Source organism: Thermasporomyces composti, assembly GCF_003386795.1.
In the GTDB taxonomy this organism is placed as follows: Bacteria; Actinomycetota; Actinomycetes; order Propionibacteriales; family Actinopolymorphaceae; genus Thermasporomyces; species Thermasporomyces composti.
This window is the reverse complement of record NZ_QTUC01000001.1, coordinates 2974524-2994136: the sequence shown is the minus strand read 5'-3', so window position 1 is coordinate 2994136 and position 19613 is coordinate 2974524. Positions and strand designations below refer to the sequence as shown.

Annotated in this window: 17 protein-coding genes; 13 read left to right on the top strand and 4 right to left on the bottom strand. The window is 68.6% G+C overall.

Translation table 11 applies throughout. The annotated features are described in order from the left end of the window. Window positions 1-63 precede the first annotated feature (63 nt). From DFJ64_RS12995 to DFJ64_RS12985, 3 genes are read left to right on the top strand one after another with little or no spacing between them, the layout of a single operon-like run. Complete coding sequence (locus tag DFJ64_RS12995) at window positions 64-969, top strand: carbohydrate ABC transporter permease (RefSeq protein WP_211310606.1); 906 nt, start codon at window positions 64-66, stop codon at window positions 967-969. After that, entirely contained in the window at window positions 966-1847 is an 882-nt protein-coding gene (locus tag DFJ64_RS12990; protein ID WP_115850690.1) for a carbohydrate ABC transporter permease, read from the top strand. Before DFJ64_RS12995 ends, DFJ64_RS12990 begins: the two co-directional genes overlap by 4 nt. Before the next feature lie 40 nt (window positions 1848-1887). Further along, on the top strand, window positions 1888-3336 hold the full coding sequence (locus tag DFJ64_RS12985) for an ABC transporter substrate-binding protein (RefSeq protein WP_147304698.1): 1449 nt from the start codon (window positions 1888-1890) through the stop codon (window positions 3334-3336). A gap of 194 nt (window positions 3337-3530) precedes the next feature. Here the strand turns inward: DFJ64_RS12985 and DFJ64_RS12980 are convergent, their stop codons facing one another. Then, window positions 3531-4004 (bottom strand): nitroreductase family deazaflavin-dependent oxidoreductase, encoded by a 474-nt coding sequence (locus DFJ64_RS12980; protein WP_115850688.1) that lies wholly within the window; start codon window positions 4002-4004, stop codon window positions 3531-3533. Between the two features lie 232 nt (window positions 4005-4236). Here DFJ64_RS12980 and DFJ64_RS12975 point away from each other — a divergent pair, with 232 nt between their 5' ends. Next, window positions 4237-5976, top strand: coding sequence for a 3-keto-alpha-glucoside-1,2-lyase-like domain-containing protein (locus tag DFJ64_RS12975; RefSeq protein WP_115850687.1), 1740 nt, complete (start codon window positions 4237-4239; stop codon window positions 5974-5976). Between the two features lie 23 nt (window positions 5977-5999). Here the strand turns inward: DFJ64_RS12975 and DFJ64_RS12970 are convergent, their stop codons facing one another. Then, window positions 6000-6521 (bottom strand): hypothetical protein, encoded by a 522-nt coding sequence (locus tag DFJ64_RS12970; protein ID WP_147304697.1) that lies wholly within the window; start codon window positions 6519-6521, stop codon window positions 6000-6002. Window positions 6522-7635: 1114 nt separating this feature from the next. On the opposite strand from DFJ64_RS12970, the gene DFJ64_RS19260 reads away from it, so the two are divergent. Continuing rightward, window positions 7636-7836: a hypothetical protein gene (locus tag DFJ64_RS19260; protein WP_147304696.1), complete on the top strand. Its 201-nt coding sequence runs from the start codon at window positions 7636-7638 to the stop codon at window positions 7834-7836. Between the two features lie 8 nt (window positions 7837-7844). Here DFJ64_RS19260 and DFJ64_RS12965 read toward each other — a convergent pair whose 3' ends face one another. Then, complete coding sequence (locus DFJ64_RS12965; RefSeq protein WP_147304695.1) at window positions 7845-9014, bottom strand: ArsR/SmtB family transcription factor; 1170 nt, start codon at window positions 9012-9014, stop codon at window positions 7845-7847. 63 nt (window positions 9015-9077) lie between these two features. On the opposite strand from DFJ64_RS12965, the gene DFJ64_RS19495 reads away from it, so the two are divergent. The 6 genes from DFJ64_RS19495 to DFJ64_RS12935 all read left to right on the top strand — a co-directional run bounded on the left by DFJ64_RS19495 (window position 9078) and on the right by DFJ64_RS12935 (window position 15807). Beyond that, window positions 9078-9458 carry a VOC family protein gene (locus DFJ64_RS19495; protein WP_170152605.1) on the top strand — a complete coding sequence of 127 codons (381 nt, stop codon included), beginning with the start codon at window positions 9078-9080 and terminating at the stop codon, window positions 9456-9458. Between the two features lie 90 nt (window positions 9459-9548). Next, window positions 9549-11411 carry an ABC transporter ATP-binding protein gene (locus DFJ64_RS12955; RefSeq protein WP_115852062.1) on the top strand — a complete coding sequence of 621 codons (1863 nt, stop codon included), beginning with the start codon at window positions 9549-9551 and terminating at the stop codon, window positions 11409-11411. Next, on the top strand, window positions 11408-13300 hold the full coding sequence (locus DFJ64_RS12950) for an ABC transporter ATP-binding protein (protein WP_245941106.1): 1893 nt from the start codon (window positions 11408-11410) through the stop codon (window positions 13298-13300). Before DFJ64_RS12955 ends, DFJ64_RS12950 begins: the two co-directional genes overlap by 4 nt. Before the next feature lie 370 nt (window positions 13301-13670). Then, window positions 13671-14342 (top strand): helix-turn-helix transcriptional regulator, encoded by a 672-nt coding sequence (locus DFJ64_RS12945; RefSeq protein WP_170152604.1) that lies wholly within the window; start codon window positions 13671-13673, stop codon window positions 14340-14342. A gap of 48 nt (window positions 14343-14390) precedes the next feature. Next, a complete protein-coding gene (locus tag DFJ64_RS12940) occupies window positions 14391-15296 on the top strand; it encodes an alpha/beta hydrolase (protein WP_115850682.1) in 906 nt (301 codons plus the stop codon). Between the two features lie 19 nt (window positions 15297-15315). Then, window positions 15316-15807, top strand: coding sequence for a nuclear transport factor 2 family protein (locus DFJ64_RS12935; protein WP_115850681.1), 492 nt, complete (start codon window positions 15316-15318; stop codon window positions 15805-15807). 98 nt (window positions 15808-15905) lie between these two features. On the opposite strand, the gene DFJ64_RS12930 is transcribed toward DFJ64_RS12935, so the two are convergent. Next, window positions 15906-16679: an endonuclease/exonuclease/phosphatase family protein gene (locus DFJ64_RS12930; RefSeq protein WP_115850680.1), complete on the bottom strand. Its 774-nt coding sequence runs from the start codon at window positions 16677-16679 to the stop codon at window positions 15906-15908. A gap of 270 nt (window positions 16680-16949) precedes the next feature. On the opposite strand from DFJ64_RS12930, the gene DFJ64_RS12925 reads away from it, so the two are divergent. Next, complete coding sequence (locus tag DFJ64_RS12925; protein WP_115850679.1) at window positions 16950-17888, top strand: fibronectin type III domain-containing protein; 939 nt, start codon at window positions 16950-16952, stop codon at window positions 17886-17888. 196 nt (window positions 17889-18084) lie between these two features. After that, the gene (locus DFJ64_RS12920) at window positions 18085-19608 is read left to right on the top strand and encodes an RHS repeat-associated core domain-containing protein (RefSeq protein ID WP_211310605.1); all 1524 of its coding nucleotides are present in this window, start codon (window positions 18085-18087) and stop codon (window positions 19606-19608) included. Window positions 19609-19613 lie beyond the last annotated feature (5 nt).

Genomic DNA, 19613 nt, shown 5'->3' with positions numbered 1-19613 from the left:
ATCCGATCCATACCGTTCACCCGACGCGAACCGCGCGGCGTTCCCTCGACAACCGTCGTGCGCGTGCCCGCCGCACGCGACTGGAAGCGGACGCTCTGGATCTGGATCTTCCTGCTGCCCACGGTCGTTCTCTACGGCCTCTACACGGTTTACCCGATCATCGCGAGCTACTGGTACTCGTTCGTCGAGTGGAACGGGTTCGAGGCCGACCAGCGACTCGTCGGGATCCAGAACTACCGAGCGGTCCTCGAGGACCCGTTCTTCTGGAACTCGTTCAAGGTCACCCTGCTGTTCATGCTGCTGGTCGTCCCGGCACGCGTGCTGCTCAGCCTGCTCCTCGCCGTCGTCTTGAACTCCCCCAAGCTTCCACTCGTCGGCCTGCTCCGCTCGGCCTTCTTCATCCCCGTGGTCACCACGACCGCGATCATCGGCGTGGTGATGCGGTTCGTCCTCGATCCGGCGAGCGGACCGATCAACAACGGGCTTCGGATGTTCGGCTTCGAGGGAGTCGACTTCCTCGGCAGCGAGAGCGCCGCGCTTCCGACCGCGGCGGCCCTGTACGTGTGGAAGTTCTTCGGGATCACGATGATCTACTGGCTCGCGGCCCTCCAGACGATCCCACAAGAGCTCTACGAGGCGGCCCGGATCGACGGAGCGAACGTACGCCAGATCTTCTTCCACGTCACGCTACCGCTGCTGAAGCCGTTCCTCCTCATCATCACGGTGCTCACGATCGAGGAGACCTTCCGTGCCTTCGATCTCATGTACACGCTGACCGGCGGCGGACCCTACTTCCACACCGAGATCATCGAGATCTACATCTACCGGTGGGCCTTCGCGGCCTCGATCCCCCAGCTCGGGCACGCCTCCGCCGCGGCCGTGCTCTTCGGCCTGCTCGTCTCCATCGTCGGCGCCGTCCAGCTCTGGGCCATCTACGCGCGACGTGTGAGGAGGAGATCGCACCGATGACCACTCTCCCAGTCGCCACGCACCACGCGCCATCCTCGCGATGGCGGCGAGTCGCGCGCCGCCTGCCCTGGTGGATCGCCGCGGCGTTCCTGCTCGGCGCGGCCGCGCTGTGGGTGTTCCCGTTCGTCTGGATGCTCTCGGCCTCGCTCAAGGACAACATGGAGATGTTCGCCGGGGGCCTCAACCTCCTCCCGACCGACTTCGTCTGGAGCAACTACGAACGCGCCTGGTACGACGCCCACTTCGGCACCTATCTGAGCAACACCGTCATCGTGACGCTCGTCACGGTGCTGATCGTCACGATCAGGTGCGCCACCTGTGGGTACGTGCTCGCCCGGTACCGCTTCATGGGCTCGAAGGTCTTCCTCGCCGTCCTGGTCGCGACCCTGTTCGTGCCCACCGGCTACACGATCATCCCGGTCGTCAAGGTCTCCATGCAACTGGGCCTGATCGACTCGCTCACCGGCATGATCCTCGCGTTGAGCGGCGGGGGATACGTGTCAGCGGTGCTCCTGTACTACGGCTACTTCAGGCGTATCCCACGAGAGCTGGAAGAGGCGGCTGTCGTGGATGGTGCGGGGTTCGTCCGGACGTTCGTCTCGGTCATGCTTCCGCTCGCCATGCCGGTCACGGCGACTGTCGCCGTGCTGACGTTCATCACGACGTGGAACTCCTTCTTCCTGCCGTTGGTGTTCTCGTTCAGTCGGCCCGAGCTCCGGACGGTCAGCGTGGGGATGCAGGCATTCGTCGGCGAGACGGCAACTGACTGGACGGGAATGGCGGCGGCCGGCGTGATCTCGATCCTGCCGGTCGTCATCGTCTTCGTCTTCCTCCAACGCTACTTCGTCGAAGGCATATCGGGTGCGGTGAAGTCCTGACTCGCGGGACCACCGGCCCGCACGAAGGGAGGTGTCGATCATGACTGGACTCACTCGTCGCGGGTTGCTCGGAGCCTCGGCACTCGCGACGATCGGTCTCGCGACCGGTTGCGCCAAGTCGGGCGAGCCCAGCCGCTCCGGCGGACGGTCGGGTGGCGCGTCCTCCGGGACGCTGGACTGGTGGGACCACTTCAGCTCGTTCCAGCAGCTGAACGACGACTGGGCCGAGAAGCAGTCGGATGAGCTGGGCGTCCGGGTCGTCCACACCTACTACGACGCGTCCAAGGCGGTGCAGGCGTACCAGTTGGCGCATCAGGCGAACAAGATGCCGGACGTCTACTCGAACATCGTGGGGCTTCCTCTCGCCGCGCTCGTGAGCGGCAAGTGGGTGCACGAGCTGACGCTGCCGGACGAAGTCCTGCGGAAGATCCCCCCGAACACCCTGACGGAGGGGATCACCAACCTCGACGACAAGCTCTATGGGTTTCCGCTGTTCAGCTTCCGGCAGAGCACGACCTTGGTCTGGCTGAACAAGGACCACTTCGCCAAGGCCGACCTCGACCCGGACGACCCGCCATCCGACTACCAGGCGTACAAGGATGCCTGTCGGGCGTTGGCGTCGGCCGGCGTCACACCCATGACGTTGGCGCTGGGAGCCGACGGCTCACGCATCCGAGACCAGGTCGACGACATGGCGCAGGCCGCTGGCTTCCCCGGCTACCAGGGCCTCAAGTTCACCACGGGTGAGTACGCGTACCACGACGACAGCTACGTCACGGTGATCGAGTTCCTCAAGGAGCTGTACGACTCGAAGTTCATGCTCCCCGGTACGAACAACTTCAGCGTCGTGGACGCGCGAACGCGGTACGCGACCGGGGCGGTCGGGATCTTCATCGACGGCATCTGGTGCGCCGGCGGCTCCAAGGCCCTCGTTCCCGAGTTCGTCGACAAGATCGCGTTCGGCCCCATCCTGGTCCCCTTGCCCGAAGCTCAGCCCTGGACGTATCGCGGCAGGCCAAGCGCGACATGGTTCGTCGCGGCCGACAGCGAGGATCCGGAGAAGGCGTCCCTGCTCATCGCCTCGCTCATGTCGGACGAGTACCAGAAGGGCATGATCGCCGCGATGGACCAGCCACCGCTCAACCTGGACCTGGTCGCCGAGTCCGACGCGATCGACGCGTACAAGAAGGCGGTCGCCTTCTGCGGGGAGAACGTCTTCCTGATGCCGCAGGCGATCGTCCGCAACCCGGAGATCGCGGCGGTCGACGCGGAACGCAAACCAGTCACTCCGCACCTTGGCAACATCGTCCAGGGGTACCTCGGCGGATCCATCACCGACCTGCGACGTGAGCTGAAGAAGCTGAGCGACGCCTTCGAGGCCGACCGGGAGCAGGCGATGAGGAAGGCTCAGTCGGCCGGAGCGAACGTCTCGGAGGACGACTACATCTTCAGCGACTGGAAGCCAGGCGCCGACTACGAGATCACGTAGGTGAGCGCCTGGGCGCATGCCTCGCCGTGCGGAATGGAGTGACAGTCGACGGAAGGTGGCGTCGATCGACGCTCGTCGCCACCTTCCGCCCCGGCGTTGGCCCGACGTGACACGGGCTCGACGGCCGCTGCGTGCGTCAGCTCCGTCAGCCCGCCCAGCGTGGCACTCGTTGAGGTCCTCACCCGGTGCCGCGGTCACCATGGGGTGAGCCGGATCACCGGGTAGACCCGGGTGGACTTGGCCTGGTACTTGGCGATCCGGGGCTGCGCGGCGGCGATGCGCTGCCACGCCTGCTCCCGCTCGGCGCCGAGCAGCTCGCGCGGCGTGACAGGGATGGGCTTGCGTCCTGGGAGCTCGATCGCGATCTGGTCGGGATGGGCGATGAGGTTGGCGTGCCAGTCCGGGTTCCGGCTGCCACCGCCCGACGCGACGATCAGCCACGCGTCGTCGCCGTCGGCGAACCACGCGAGCGGTGTCTCTCGCCGCTGCCCGCTCCGGCGACCCACCGTGTGCAGGATCAGCAGGTCCATGCCCATGAACGTGCCGCGACCCCGCCGGATCTTCTGGTTGGTCCGGGCGTTCATCGTCCGCTGGAACCATCGCGACAGCGCCCCGGGCGTCCCGGGCTGGCGGGCGGCGCGACGCTTCGTCTGCAGGCTCGTGGTCATCGGCGGCCTCCTGTCGGTCAGGTTGCTCTCGCCCGTCACGCTAGGGCTCGGGCCGTCGGCGGTGCTTCTCGATTCCTGACCGGTTCGCGGGACGACGACGGGACCTGTGGGACCTCTCCGCTCTTCCTGGCCGACCCGGGACATACCGCTAGGCGGCGCCCTCCCCCATCGCGCACTCTGCTCACCGACGCGCGGGCTGCTCCAGCCCCACGTGCGCGTGGGAGGTGGATGGATGCGCAAACGGTCCCTGCTGGGGTTGATCGCAGCGACGGTGCTGGCGGGCACGTGCCTCGCGAGCTCACCGGTGGCGGCGGACTCCCCCGGGAACCTCCTCTATCGCCCGACCACACAGAACGAGTCGAACGCGTACGCCCGTGTCATCCGCCTCCAGCACGCCGGCGAGCTCAACGGCCGGCTGCTCGCGACCTTCGAGCACTGGTTCGACGACGGCTCACCGGCTGAGTTCATCATCCGGGCCAGCGACGACGACGGCCGCACCTGGACGACGCTCACCACGGTGCCGGACCCGCTCGACGGCCCGGGCCACCCGGTGTCCCGGATGTGGCAGCCGTTCCTGTTCGAGTTCCCGCGTCAGCTCGGCCACTACCCCGCGGGGACGCTGCTCCTCGTCGGCAACATGGTGCCCGCGGACGCGGCGTTCACGGAGTTCTTCGCCTGGCGGTCCACCGACCACGGTGTCACCTGGGAGCCCGTCGGTGTCGTGCAACGGGGTGGCACGTTCGGCCGCGGTATCTGGGAGCCGTTCCTCACCCTCGACGCACGCGGCCGACTGCTCATGTTCTTCGCCGACGAGCGCGACGCCCCGCAGCACAGCCAAATGATCGTTCACACGGTCTCGACCGACGGCGGTGACACGTGGGGGCCGGTCGTCCGTGACGTGGCCAGCGCCGTCCCCGGCGACCGGCCGGGCATGCCCACGGTGACCCGCATGGGTCCGTCGGGAAGGTTCGTGCTGGCCTTCGAGGTGTGCGGCCGGCCGCACTGCGAGATCCGGCTCAAGGAGTCGGCCGACGGCAGCCGCTGGTCCCGCCCGGAGGACCTCGGCGTCCGGGCCGAGACGTCAGACGGCCGCTACCTCGGCCACAGCCCGTACGTCACCTGGGTGCCGACCGCACCCGGCACGGGGCACCTGGTGCTCGCGGGACAGCGCGTCCTCTCCGTCGTGGGCCACGACACCGTGGGCGAGGACTACCGCGCGGTGTTCCTGAGCGAGAACGGCGTGAAGGGTCCGTGGTCGTGGGCGCCGGCGCCGTGGCGGGTGTCGAACGCCTCGCCGCGGTGCAACGCGAACTACAGCCCGCACCTCATGCCGGAGGGCCCGCCTGGGGTGCTGCGACTCACCGCGCCGACCAGCATCGACGACTCCGGACCGTGCGGCGAGGCGACCGGGACGGCCTCGGTGGGCACGTTGCCGTTCCGCTCGGCGTTCGCCGAGAACGGCGACGCCGGCTGGAACACCTACGGCGGCTGCTGGTCGGTCGAGGGTGACGTCTACGTGGAGTCGTGCGGCGGGACGGTCGGCGCGAAGGCGCTCACCGGCTCGACCGGGTGGCGAGACTACACCGTGAGCGCGGACGTCCAGATCACCTCCTCGTCGGGCAACGCCGGCGTCCTCGCGCGCGTCACCGACCCGAACGTCGGCGCGGACTCGCACCGCGGCTACCACGCGTTCTTCGACGTCAACACCCGGGAGCTGATCATCGCACGGCAGGAGTACGCGTACCTGCGACTCGCCGCGGTGCCGGTGGAGGTGCGGTCCGGTGAGTGGTACCGGCTGACGTTCCGCGTCCACGGCAGCACCCTGACCGCCTCGCTCGCCACCATGGACGGGGCCGAGCTGGGTCGCGTCTCCTTCGTCGACCCGTACGCGTCGTTCCCGACCGGCCTCGTCGGTCTGCGCCACCACGCGGGGACGGCGTCGTACCGGAACGTCGAGGTGGTGAGGAGCTGACGATCGCTGAGCGTGTCGCTGTGTCAGTGAGGCGTCCAGTCGAGTCGCACCGTCGGCGGGACGTGCGCCCGCAGCGCGACGCCGAACGCCTCGTCCCGGCCGGAGAAGTCCACGGTCCGCACGACGAGGAGCGTCCTCGGGTCGTCCACGCCGAGGAGGCGGGCGAAACGTCGTCGGAACGGTGACAGCAGCGGCATGGCGCGCCCGGACGCGGTTCGCGCGACGAGGAACGTCGTCGGTCCGAGTCGCTCTGCGCGCACCTCGCTGATCTCCGACCACGGCACCGACGGCGCCAGGCCGAGGCCACGCAGGTGGATCCCGTCCTGGTCGACGCGCACCTCGCGGACCCTTGCCCAGAACCAGAACCACACCGGTCCGCCGAGAGCGAGCGCGACACCCGCGGCGACGAGGACCGCTCCCACGGCGCTGACCTGGTTGGCGCCGACCAGGACGAGGGCAAGCCCGAGTACCACGTCGACGGCGGCCACGGCCACGACCGGCCGACGCGGACGTACCAGCCGTACCGGTTCCGTCTCGACAGTCACGTCCTCCGAGAGTACGACGCTGGTTCGAGGAGCCATGCCCCGGGAGACGTACTCGTCCTCGTTCATTTCTGCGAAGACCCCGACGCTCTGACCCCCGAGAACAGTTCGATGACGCAGTACATCGCGGAGGGCATCAATGCACTGCTTCTTCTCGTACTCGCGACCTCCGCCGGACATGCTCAGTCGTAGCGCTGCGTGAGATCCATCAGACTCTCGTCGATGAGCACTTCGCAGTCTTGACGAAGGAGGATGCGACGCCCTCGAAACGATTTCTTCGCTTGATACGAGACCCAAGATTTCTCCAGATATCCACGATCCTGTTCATCGTCGGCACCGCGTCTCCGGTGATCCTCCCAGGCCTCACCCTGTCGGAAAGGGAAGGCTCGACGTTTTACCATCTCCGCACTGATGGCGGTGTCGGTACTCGTCTCTTGCCTGTGGTTGGGCCAAGGCCTCGTCCATTCCGCGAGACAACGACCCTTCGAGGGCAAGGCATACGACCTACTCGATGGTGTCGCCGAACGCGACCGCTACCAGGCCACACTGAACATCTTTTGGTACAACAAGCTGTTCTATGGCGCGATCTACGCCTGGGTCCTCGCGATAGCAATACCAGAGATCGTCACCGCCAGGTCTTCGCCCGGACCAGATCAAGTGGATCTGGACTGGAAGCTCACGCTCACTCTCTTCCTAGGTGGTCTCGTCGTCCGCGCGCAAACCCGTCTACTCGAGAAGCGTCACGCCGGCGTGGAGACGTTGGTGAAGATCCTGGAGATCTTCACCGGCGAGAAGGATGATCGACGCCCAAGCGTGACACCGCGTGATCCTCGTGATCCTCTCCAAGGGCAACGCCTGACGATCGCCGAAGCCGCCATCCTCATGCGACGGACGGCCAGACATGTCGAGAGGAGGATGCCGCGGAACGCGGCGCCGCACCCGGTCTCATCCCTCCTTCGCGCGTCAGCGCTGCAGTTGGAGAGATTCGTGACCAGCCAGCGCTCGCTCTCCCCCGAGCTCCCCTACGATGTCCGAGAGATCCTCGCCTTGACGGCGCGACTGCTCATCTCGTCAACCGCCACCCCCTACGCCAGTCTCGCCCGCCGGGTGGACGCGTTTGACGCCGAGGGTCAGCCGACGGTTGTCGAGGGGAAGGAGGAGTTGGCTGGCGTCCGCGGCCGAGGCGGTCGCCAGGTTCTCCGAGCAGCTCGGCCGCCTCAAGACCTTGGTCGTGGTCGCTCTTGCCGCACTCGCGATCTTTCTGTTCGCCTCCGGCCAACTCGCGCTGCCCGATCTTGTGAAACTCGTCCTCAAGTAGACATCCCTTCACTCCAGCGCGGCGAGCAGCGTCTGGCACGCTTCGCGGATCGTCTCTCGCTGGACGGCGACCCGGCGGTCGCGCCGGACCGTGACCATCTCCGCCTTCCGCAGCGCGGTGACCTGGCGGGAGATCGTGCTCTGGTGCACCTGGAGCGCCTCGGCGAGCTCCTGCATCGTGAGCGGGCCATGCTCCAGTAGGTGCAGCACGATCGCGAGGCGGGTTCGGTCGCCGAGCGCGTGCATGGCGGGTGCCAGCGCGCCGAGCCGCCCCACGGAGATGCCCGTCCGCTCACTGGTGCCGACCCACCGACCTGGCCCCAGCCTCGCGGTCGTCCTCTCCGGTGTTCGCGGCTCGTGCTGCGGGGTGAAGAGCACCCACGTCGTCTGGTCCGTGAAGAGGGACAGGCTCCGCCCGAGCCCAGGCGTGGGCATCACCACGAGCTCGGTCGCGCGCTCGGCCTCGGCCGCGTACTGCTCGTCGGGCCGAAGCCCGGTCACCAGGCTGATCCACTGGGCACCGCCACAGCCCGGCGGTGGCGGAGGCGTCGCCGCGACCACGGCGCGCATCTCGTCGAGGGACTCGCGCCAGGCGCGGTCGAGCCACCCGTCCCAGATGGCGTCCAGCAAGCGAAGCAGCGCGGCACGGAAGACCCGAGGGTCGAGCAGCTCACCCAGCCGTTCCTCGGCGTTGCGCACACCCCAGGCGCGGAGCACCTCGACGCCATCGCGGCGCACGGCCGGTGACGGCTGCGACAGGGGCGCGATGTCGGCAGCGGTGGGCTTGGGGTCGGGTTGCGGCTTGCCGTAGCGCATGACCGCGTCCACGCCCCAGGCGATCACGCCATGCGTGAACTCGTCCGACCACTCGGCGAGCCACCGCCGCAGGTCCGTCCACTCCTGGTGGCCGGGATGACCTGCCGGCAGGTGGTGCATGAGCACGTCGCGCAACACCGTGCCGTGAGCCATGGCGGCGCGGACCGGCCAGCTCTCCTCCACGATCTCGGCCGGCAGGTGCTCCGCCAGCGCCTGCAGCTCCGGTGTGGGCATGGCCATCAAGCCGAGCGCGTAGTCGACCAGCAGCATCGTCGTCGGCACGGTCGCCGCGAGGCTCGGCTCGGCGACCCGCAGGACAGGGGCGGGTCGCGCGATCGCGAGGTCTGGCAGGGGCGTCGTCATGCTACTAGCATGCGCACTGCGCAAAGCGCAACGCTGAGAGTGGTCGAAGGAGGACTTCGGCACGTGGGAACGGTATCGTTCGAGGGCTTGGTGATCTTCTGCGCGGACGTCGAGAAGTCCGCCGCCTTCTACGAGGGCTTGCTCGGGCTGCGACGACAGTCGTCCGACGGCGACATCACCCTCGCCCTGCCGACCAAGGGCAACCCCGAGGGCGCGTGGCTCCTGCTGCACAAGCGGCACGAGGGCATCGACGTCACCCCGCACGAGCTCGGCACCTTCACCGTCGACGACGTCGACGGGCTCGTCGAGCGGCTGCGCGCGGACGGTCACCGGATCACGAGCGAGCCGACTGACCAGCCCTGGGGTGTCCGAGAGGCGAATGTCGCCGACCCCGACGGGTACACCTTGACCCTCTCCCAGCCACTCCCCACAGCCAGCTCCTAGCCGCAACCGGTGACGCCCGTCGTGACGCTCCTGACGGCGGAGGCTGGCTCGTGACGACCCGTGTCCCACGAGGAGGAGGCCCGGGCGGACATGGCGATAGCGACGCGGCTCGCCGGCGGCGTGCCACGAGCCTGGTGGGCCAGGCTCCGGCGCTCAGGAGAGTGGCAGCTGCTCTTCCACATCATTTGGCAGGCCGACCGCCGGCTCGCGGCGGTGTGGTGGGCGCTGATCGTCCTCCGAGCGCTGCTGCCCCCGGCGCTCGCCGTCGCGACGGGCTGGCTGGTCGGGACGGTCCAAGACGGCGGCTCCCTCACGGTCCCGCTCGCGACGGTCGGTGTGCTCTTCACGCTGATCCAGACTCTCGGCCCCCTCCACACCGAGCTGGCGACGAACCTCGGTGACCGAACCTCCGCGGCCCTCCAGGATCGGCTGCTCACCTCCGCCGTCGCACCGGTCGGCATCGCCCACCTCGAGGACCCCGAGCTCGCCGGCGACTTCAGCCTGGCCCGTGACTTCGACTTGGGGATCACCGCGCCAGAGCTGCGGACCTGCATGGGCTACATCGCGTCCGGGCTGGTGAACTTCGTCGCCGGCATCCTCTCGGCGCTCGTCGTCTGCGGCTTCCGGTGGTGGGCCGGGCTCCTGCTGCTCCTGGTCTGGGCCTCGCCCCACCTGCTGTTGAGGGAGAGCGTCGCGTGGAAGGACTGGCGATCCGACGAGGTGAAGGCCCACCAGCGGCACGCGGAGTACGCCTACCGGATGGCAGTGGACGCTCCGGCCGCCAAGGAGATCCGGCTGTTCGGCCTGGCGGACTGGACGGCGCAACGCTTCACCGAACGGCGCCGCGCGCTCCTCGAGCTCTCCCTCCAGGCGATGCGGCTGCGTGAGCGCCCGATCCGGCTCACCGTGCTCGTGCTCGTCGTCGGCAACGGTCTCGTCGCGTGGGCGCTGGCGCACGCGGCCCTGACAGGCGATCTGAGCCTGTCCGGCCTGGTGACGTACGCCGGCGCGGCGATCGGCGTCAGCGCCGTGGCCTCGCTGGAGTTCGGGTGGTGGCTCGCGGACGCGTCGCGCCCAGTCCCCGTCGTCGCGGAGCTGGAGCCGGCCATGAAGGCCATCGGCGACCTTCCCGTCGGCACCACGTCGGCGCGAGACCTGCCGAGGCACGAGATCCGGTTCGAGAACGTGTCCTTCTCCTACCGGGCGGACTCGCGGCCCATCCTCGACGGGCTCGACCTCACCATCCCCGCGGGCACGTCGCTCGCCATCGTGGGGCAGAACGGCGCCGGGAAGACGACGCTCATCAAGCTGCTCGCGCGCCTCTACGACCCCACAGCCGGTGTGGTGCGGGTCGACGGGATCGACCTGCGTGACCTCGACCCCGACTCGTGGCGCGGCCAGATCGCCGCGGCGTTCCAGGACTTCGTCCGCTACCAGCTTCCGCTGCGGGAGAACGTCGCCCCCGACGGGGCGCCGGACGACGTCATCCGTAAGGCCCTCGAGCAGGCCGGCGCGGCCGACCTCGCCGCCCTCGACACCGTGCTGTCGAAGCAGTTCGCCGGCGGTATCGACCTCTCTGGTGGGCAGTGGCAGCGGGTGGCGCTCGCCCGCGCGCTGGCCGCCGTCGCTCGGGGCGCCAAGGTCGTGATCTTGGACGAGCCGACCGCACAGCTCGATGTGCGCGGCGAGGCCGAGGTCTTCGACCGCATCCTGCAGGCCACCCGCGGACTCACGACGATCCTCGTCTCCCACCGCTTCTCCACCGTCCGCCACGCGGATCGGATCTGCGTGCTGGAAGGCGGCCGCGTCGTCGAGATCGGCAGCCACGACGAGCTCATGGCGGCCGGCGGCCGCTACAAGACGATGTTCGAGCTGCAGGCGGCACGGTTCGCGGAAGGTCGTGACCTGGACGAGGACGCCGGTCTGGTCGGGGAGATCGGAGGCGACCGATGACCGACACGACTCCGTTGAACGGCGACACCGAAGCCGGTGCCGCCGCCGCGCCCGCCACCGCGACCGACGCTCCCAGCGGTCACCCGTCTGGGACGCCGCGCCACCGAGCGCCGGACGAGCTGCCTCGCACGCTGCCGACCCTGTGGCGTTCGATGCGCCTGGCGTACGAGGCCGAGCCGAGGCTCATCCTCTTGTCGCTCGGCATGGCGCTCCTCCAAGCGCTGCCGGACAGCCTCTTCGCGGTGTGGCTGATGCTGCTCGCCGACGGCGTAGCGCAGGGAAGCACGACACGGCTCGTCGCCGGGTGCGCCGGACTCGCGGGATCAGCGGTCGGGTCCTGGCTGCTGATGACGCTCGCGTCCCGCGTCCAGCGGACGTTCCGGATGAGGGTCGGCGCCTCGCTCGAGGCCCACGTGGCGCGACTCCAGGCGCGCGTCCCCACGATCGAGCACCAGGAGCGACCCGACTACCTCGACCGGCTCTCGGTGCTGAAGGAGCAGACCTGGCAGCTCGACCACATGTTCCTCGCGCTGTTCGACCTGCTCGGCGCCGGAGTGCGGCTGGCGGTCACGCTCGGGCTTCTGGTGTCGGTGCACCCGGCCATGGGATTGCTCCTGGTGTTCGCGCTGCCGACGGTGTGGGTCTCGGCCCGCCGGTCCGCCGTGACACAGCGGGTCACCGAGGAGGTGGCGCCGCACCAGCGACGGCACAGGCACCTGTTCACGCTCGGCACCACCCAGTCACCGGCCAAGGAAGTGCGCATCTGGCGGATCGGCCCCGACCTGGTCCGCCGTCGCCGGGCCGCGTGGGAGGCGTGGTACGCGCCGCTCGCACGGACGCGCTGGCACACCGCCTTCTGGCAGGCCGCGGCCTGGGCCCTGTTCGCCGCCGCCTACGTCGCCGCGGTGGTGTTGACTGCGACCGTCCTCTCCGGCACCGCCGGACAAGTCCTCCTCATCCTCACCGCCGGCAGCCGGCTCTCCCAGTACGTCGCCATGACGGCCGGGAGCGCCGACTTCTTGCGGATGTGGCTCGATGCCTCCCAGCGGTTGGTCTGGCTGGAGAGGTACGCCGAGCGGCACCGCGATACCGCCGACGGCGTCGTGCCCGACCGGCTCCAGCACGGCATCACCCTCGAGTCGGTGTCGTTCCGTTACCCCGGCAGCGACCGCTGGGCCTTGCAGAACGTCAGCGTCACCTTGCCGGCGGGCTCGGTGGTGGCCGTGGTGGGCGACAACGGCGCCGGCAAGTCAACCTTGATGAAGCTGTTGTCCCGGTTCTACGACCCCACGTCGGGACGGATCACGGTCGACGGTGTCGATCTGCGACGCCTTCCCGCCGCGGAGTGGCGATCCCGCATGGCCGGCGCCTACCAAGACTTCTTCACCTTCGAGTTCCCCGCCCGCCGGTCGATCGGCGTGGGTGACCTTCCGCGGGCTGATGACCGTCCGGCGGTGGAAAGGGCCGTCGACCGGGCGGGCGCCAACGACGTCATCGCTCGCCTCCGCGACGGGCTCGACACCCAGCTCGGCGCGACGTGGGACGGCGGTGTCGACCTGTCGTTCGGCCAATGGCAGAAGATCGCGCTCGCCCGCGGCTTCATGCGCGACGGGACGCTGCTGCAGGTGCTGGACGAGCCCACGGCAGCGCTCGACGCCGAGACCGAGCACGCTCTCTTCGAGAGCTACGCTCGACAGGCTCGCGAGGCTTCGGACAACGGGCGAATCACGATTCTCGTCTCCCACCGGTTCTCGACCGTGCGCATGGCCGATCTCATCCTCGTGCTCCAGGGCTCCCGGCTCGTCGAGGCGGGCACGCACGAGGAGCTGATGGCCGCCCGAGGTGTCTACGCCGAGCTCTACGAGATCCAGGCCAGGGCCTACCGCTGACCTCGTCGATCCCCTCGGCGGCGAGGGAACGCGGACCGACGCGGCGACATGCGGGTGCACGGCGCCAACGAAGATCCGGTCATCGGGTGGCCGCCAAGCCTAGAATGATCATCGGTCCTACGAAGTCTCCCAACGGAAACCTCGAGGACGGTAGGCGCTGTCGGTGGTGGGTGACGTCTCGCAGGCGTGGGGACCAGCGCCGATCCGCGTCTCCCTGGTGTCGACACGGGACCTGCCCCACCTGCGATCGATCTACGCTCGCCTGCCGGCTGACCCCGCCGCCATCACGCGCACACGCCCGTACCAGGTGGGTGTGTCCTTCAGTCACCACTCCCGACTCCGATACCGACTAGGGGCACGCTGGTCGACGTTGACGGTTCCCCCGGGGGCGGTGTTCGCCAACGGCGCCGACGAGATCGTCTGGGCCGAGGTGGTGGAGCCGATCGAGGCGCTGGAAATCTACCCCGACCTCGACCAGCTGGCGCGGATCGTGGAACCGGCCGGCTCAGGCCGGGTCGAGATCATTCCAGCCGCGGCCGCGCGCGACGCCACCGTGCTGGGGCTGGCGACCGTGCTCCGGCGCGTCCATGTAGGCCAAGACGACCTGGACCCGATGCACGCCAGTGCACTCGCCCACCGCCTGCTGGGCCACCTCGCTGAGCACTACTGCAGCCCGCGGCCCGGACGCCGGCTGCGGCACCCCGGACGCCTGGAGAGGAGGCTCGTGGACCGGATCGCCGATCTGGTCGAGCAGCGGCTCGGCGATCCGCTCCGCCTGGATGACCTGGCCGCTGTCGCGCACCTGAGCCCCTACCACTTCGCTCGCGCGTTCAAGCGCACCACCGGGCTGGCGCCGCACGAGTACGTCACCATCCGTCGGATCGAACGGGCGAAGGCGCTGTTGGTCCGCGGCGAGCACAGCATCGCCGCGATCGCCACGACTCTCGGCTACGAGAACGTGAGCCACTTCCGACGTCTGTTCCGCCGTCACACCGGGTATTCACCCTCGGCGCTCCGGCCGGAGCGGGCGGCCCGCAACTGAGCAAGATTCGACCCTCCCACCAGCCCGTCCACGTGTGACTCTTGACCGGTGATCACGTACCCCATCGTCTTCACGAGCAACGGCATCACACTCGCCGGCCGGGTCCACCGGCCAACGGACGACCTCACCGCCCGAACCCCGGTGGTGCTGGTCACCGGCTCCTGGTTGACCGTCAAGGAGCAAATGGCCGACCGGTACGCCGCGGAACTGGCTCGGCGCGGCTTCACCGCCATCACCTTCGACTTCACCGGCTGGGGTGAGAGCGGCGGGGAACCGCGACAGGCCGAACTCCCAGAGCGCAAGATCGCCGACATCGTGGCGGCGGCGCAGTACGCCTCCCGGCTCTCCTGGGCCACCCGAGGCGGCGTCGGGTACCTCGGCGTGTGCGCGAGCGCCCAGTACGCGCTCGCCGCGATCGCGCAGGGGGCGCCGATCAAGGCCTTCGCCAGCGTCGCTGGATGGTTCCACGACCTGCCCTCGGTAGCCCCCTTCTACGGTGGGGCCGAGGGCGTGGCCATGCGGCTGCGTCGCGCCCAGGAGGCCACGGAGCTGTTCCTGCGCACCGGCGAAGTGCGCATGGTGCCCGCGTACGATCCGGGCAACGAGACCGCCGGGATGTTCCTGGAGATGGACTACTACGGCAACCCGTCCCGCGGGGCGATACCGCAGTGGCGCAACGAGATGGCGGAGCTGAGCTGGCTGCCTTGGCTCACCTTCGACGGGCTGGCCGCGGCGGAGTCGGTGGCCGTCCCCTCGCTGTTCGTCCACTCCGACGGATGTGTCTTCCCCGACCACATCCGTGCCCTCGCCAAGCGTCTGGCTGGGCCGGTCGAGGTGGCCTGGGGCGAGGGCGCGCAGATCGACTTCTACGACCAGCCCGCCCAGGTGGAGTTCGCGGTGTCGGCGGTCGACGCCCACTTCCGGAGCGTCCTGGGTGACCCGGGCGCCCACTGAACCGAGACGGAGGTCCTGGATGTCCGATCAGAACGTCGCCACGGTGGTCACCCGCCTGCTGCACGCCGTCGACGACCTGGACTGGGAGACCGTACGCGAGCTGCTCGCCGACCAGGTGGCCCTGGACTACACCTCCTTGTGGGGAGGGACACCGCAGGAGATCACCGGCAATGAGGTGGTGGCGGCGTGGCAGCAGCTGCTGCCGGGATTCGACGCCACCCAGCACCTGACCGGCCCGATCGTCGTCACCGCCGCCAACGACACCGGTGCCACCTGCGCGACCACGGTGCGCGCCTACCACACGCTGGTCGAGGACGGGCGGACTGACGTCTGGATGGTGGCCGGCCGGTACCAGATCTCGCTGGTTCCCGCCCCCAGCGCTACCCCGCCTTGGCGGATCAGCGGGATCACGCTCCGCCTCGCCTACGAGGAAGGCGACCGGGCGCTCGTGGAGCAGGCACAGGCACGCGTGGCCAAGGGTTCCGGAGGTAGGGCGCAGCCCGCGACCTGACCTGGGCGTGCCCCGTGCTGCGACCAAGCGATGGGCGAAGCCGCGGAACGTCACGCCGTGTCGAGGCGTTCCGCGGCTTCGTGATGCGACCTCGCGATCTACGAGCCGTCGATGGTGTAGGTCGTGATGACCGGCTTGTGGTCGGACGGCGCGAGGCCTTGGTGGAAGAAGTCGATCACCTCGCTCAGTCGCGGCGTGATCGGACCCCGGTGGAACTGGTAGTCCAGGGTCTTGCGCAGATAAGCCGGCGCGGCACCGTCCTCCTTGACCGGGAGCGGGATCACCGGATGAGTCGTCGGTGAGCTCGTGCCCATCGCGGCGAAGGCGTCGCGGAAACCGGCGTCCCGCAGCACGGCGATGGGACGCGCGTGGTCGTTGAGGTCACCGACGAACACGCACGCGTCGTCACCCGCGATTCGCGTCAGCGCCTCGGCGGTGCGTCGCGCCTGCTCCACCCGCGGATTCCGGTCGTCCTCGACTTCCTGAGGGTTCCCGGGCCAGGTGAAGTGCGCGGTGGAGAAGACGAGCGAGGGGCCAGACTGGAAGCACCTCGGACGCAGGCGGACCCAGAAGAGCCGACGATACGTCTCCCGCATCCCGACGTCCTCGGCGCCGTACTCCACCAGCTCATACAGCTCGCGGCGCCACCAGATATTGCCCTCGACCGACCAGCCGGGAAAGTCGTCGTGTACACGGTCGTGCCCTGGCAGAGCCTCGTCGATGACCTGACGCGAGTGCGGCCGCAGCTCCTGGACACCGAGGATGTCGGGGTCGCGAAGGGTGAGGAGCGCTCGGAGGGCGGGCTCGCGTTGGGGCCAGAAGGTGTCGCCCCAGATGTTGTAGGTCATCATGACCGTCGTCAGCCTCGTCATCGCGTGATCGCTCCCTCTGGTCGACGTATCGTTCGACGGCTCAGGCTATGCGGAGCCTTGCAGCCAAGCGTGGGTTGCACTGTCGGGGACCTCGAGATTGGCGGACATCGGCCATAGGTGAGCCGGTGCGATCGTCCGACGCTCACCATCTCGACGACGCCAGTTCTCGGTTTGGACACGTTTTGACCTCGACGCGAACCGATGATCGCCGCCCTCCGTGTCGGTGGTGACGGGGGAACCCGACCAGTGTCGAGACGGAGGTGAAGTCTCGTGTTCCACGTCCGACCACGGAGGCTCGCCGGGACCCTGACCGCCCTCGTCGTCATCGTGGCAGGGGCCGCCGTCGGCGTCCCGGCGTCCGCCGCCGGCGACCCAGCCCCCGCCGCGCCCGTCAACGTCCAGGCGGAGGCCTACTGGAACCAGGTCGAGCTCTCGTGGGAGCCGGGCCAGGGTGGTTCCGACCCCGTCTTCTATCGCGTCCGCAACCTCACGACCGGTCTGACGAGTGCGACGACGGAGACGACCTACGTCTCGGGTGGCGGCATCGAGGAAGGTGAGACCTACACGTTCGAAATCATCGCCGTCACCAACGGCAAGGAATCTCCGCCGAGCGACAGGGTCGTCGCGACCATTCCCCACCTCGACCCAGCGACTGATCTCCACGCCAGTCTCGACGGTGACACGATCACCCTCACGTGGCACCGACCCGCGGCCGTGAACCCGCGCACCCTGACCACCTACGGCGTGCGGATCAACGGCCAGCTGGAGACCATCCACAAGGTCGGCGGTGACGTCGTGAGCCTCACGATCCCCCGTGTCCTCCCGGGCACGACCCACGAGTACACGGTGCAGGTGAGCAAGGGACTCAGCCCAGGGCCGGTGAGCGACCCGGCGACGCTGGCCGTTCCACCGTCCGCGGACACGACTCCTCCCACCGAGCCGGAATGGGTCATCGGGCTGGATCCCGGCTGCCAGCCCGGCTTCCAGATCGTGGTGGAGTCGACCGACGACACCACACCGCAGGCGAACATCCGCTACGAGCAGGTGGAGCCCACCGTCTCCTTCGGCACGACGGAGTCGTACGTCCGCAACTACGACCTGCCACTGCGCTCGAGTGACGGTCCGCCGACTGGGATCAGGGCAGTGGACGAGGCCGGCAACCGATCCGCGGTCGTCATGAGCGACGAGATGGCTGAAAGCTGCCGCTGATCATCAAGAAATCCGGTGGCCTGGCTCGCGGGCGCGTCCCGAGCCAGGCCACTGCCTCGTCTGCGATGTCCCTCGTCTGCGATGTCTCTGTCTGAGGCGCGTCCCCGGTCCTCGACCTTCGACTCCCCGACCGAGGTGGCACCACCGGCGTCGCCGCGCGAAAGGGGGATTCGCCTACGGCCCCGAAGACGAGCCGTTGGCGCTGCTGGATCCGGCGACCGGCGCGCATGCCTACACCCACGACTGGCTCGATGGGGTCGCCACCATGCTCTCCCCGACCGGCCAGGTCGAGGTCGGCTACGACTACGACCCGTTCGGCAACCCACGCGACGGGCCGTTGAGCGGTGGGGCTGAAGCAAGCGCGACCGACGGCCACAGTGCCGGCGGTCACACAGGCGACGTGGGTGGCGCGTCCGCCGACACGTTCCGCAAGCCTCTCGAAGGCTCGTCCACCCGCAATCCTCCGACGCCTCGCCCAACACAGGCCGCCCGAAAGACCAACAGCGACGCACCGAAGCCGACAGCGACACCGAAGGCCACAGCCGCGGCAGCGGCACCCGAGAATCCTCTGCGGTACGTCGGGGCGTACCAGGACCCGAACCTCGGTGAGGGCAACTACTACCTGCGGGCCCGCAACTACAACCCCGGATCCGGTCGGTTCACGGCCGTAGACCCGGCACCGAGCGACCTGGCCGCCATCTCGCCCTACGCCTACGTCAACAACAACCCTCTCGCCCACACGGACCCGACAGGCGCCAGGTTCATGGCATACGACGGCGGCAGCGGGGCCGGCGGTGGCGTCAGCCCAACCCCCGAGCCTGATCCCGGGCCGAACCTGGAGGAGTTCGGCGGGCCAAGCCCGGAGGAGCTCGCCCGAGCGCAGCAGATCCAGAGCAAGAGCTGGGTCGACGTCATCCTCGAGGCTGGCGGCGAGATCCTCATGGAGTTCCTCGGCGTCAACGACCTGCTCAACTGCCTCAATGGTGACCTCGGCGGCTGTGTGTCGTTGGTCATCGGCATCGTGCCTTGGACGAAGCTCTTCAAAGCCCCGCAGATCGCCGAGGCGATCTTCCGCGCGGGGAAAGCAGTCGTCAAGTTCACCGAAGAGCTCAAGTGGGCTCGCGCGATCCTCAAACGCGCCGAGGACGCAGCCCGAGCCGCGAAGGAAGCGGCCGCTCGCGCTGCGAGAGAGGCCGCGAAGAGAGAAGCGGCCGCTCGAGCGGCCGCCAGACGAGCCATCAAGGAGGCGGCGGAACAGGCGGCAGCCAAGGCAAGAGCCGTACGGTTGAAAACCAAGAAGACCGGCAGAGATACAGGAAGTAGCACTCCTCGCAACAGGCCGAAATCCACTGGAGCCTCTAAGGCTACCGGAACCGTCTGGGATAGGATCAAGCCGACGCAATCAAACTATCCTGGCTCGCAATTGCCCCGGTCGTTCGAACTGCACACGGACAACGTCTCGGTATGGGTGCATGGGAACGCCACCGAGCACATGGCTGAGTATCTCGCTGGAAAGGCGAGGCGTGGAGCGTCCAAGGCATCGATCGATATGGCGACACAAGCTCAGCTCTCAAGCCGTGAAGCTGCGGTGGCTGAGGCTGCGCGTGGTGGCCTCCCCCTCGACAAGCTGATCACGGTCGGCGACTGGGAGCTCAAGTTCGGGCCACCACGAGAGGCCGGTATGCTTCCTGTTCTGATCCATGCGCTCTACAAGGGTTAGGTAGA

Bases quoted from the DNA above. Each gene is read 5' to 3' on its own strand.
- DFJ64_RS12990 (WP_115850690.1), top strand. From the start codon at position 966: ATGACCACTCTCCCAGTCGCCACGCACCACGCGCCATCCTCGCGATGG.
- DFJ64_RS12985 (WP_147304698.1), top strand. From the start codon at position 1,888: ATGACTGGACTCACTCGTCGCGGGTTGCTCGGAGCCTCGGCACTCGCG.
- DFJ64_RS12980 (WP_115850688.1), bottom strand. From the start codon at position 4,004: ATGACCACGAGCCTGCAGACGAAGCGTCGCGCCGCCCGCCAGCCCGGG.
- DFJ64_RS12975 (WP_115850687.1), top strand. From the start codon at position 4,237: ATGCGCAAACGGTCCCTGCTGGGGTTGATCGCAGCGACGGTGCTGGCG.
- DFJ64_RS12965 (WP_147304695.1), bottom strand. From the start codon at position 9,014: ATGACGACGCCCCTGCCAGACCTCGCGATCGCGCGACCCGCCCCTGTC.
- DFJ64_RS12955 (WP_115852062.1), top strand. From the start codon at position 9,549: ATGGCGATAGCGACGCGGCTCGCCGGCGGCGTGCCACGAGCCTGGTGG.
- DFJ64_RS12950 (WP_245941106.1), top strand. From the start codon at position 11,408: ATGACCGACACGACTCCGTTGAACGGCGACACCGAAGCCGGTGCCGCC.
- DFJ64_RS12935 (WP_115850681.1), top strand. From the start codon at position 15,316: ATGTCCGATCAGAACGTCGCCACGGTGGTCACCCGCCTGCTGCACGCC.
- DFJ64_RS12930 (WP_115850680.1), bottom strand. From the start codon at position 16,679: ATGACGAGGCTGACGACGGTCATGATGACCTACAACATCTGGGGCGAC.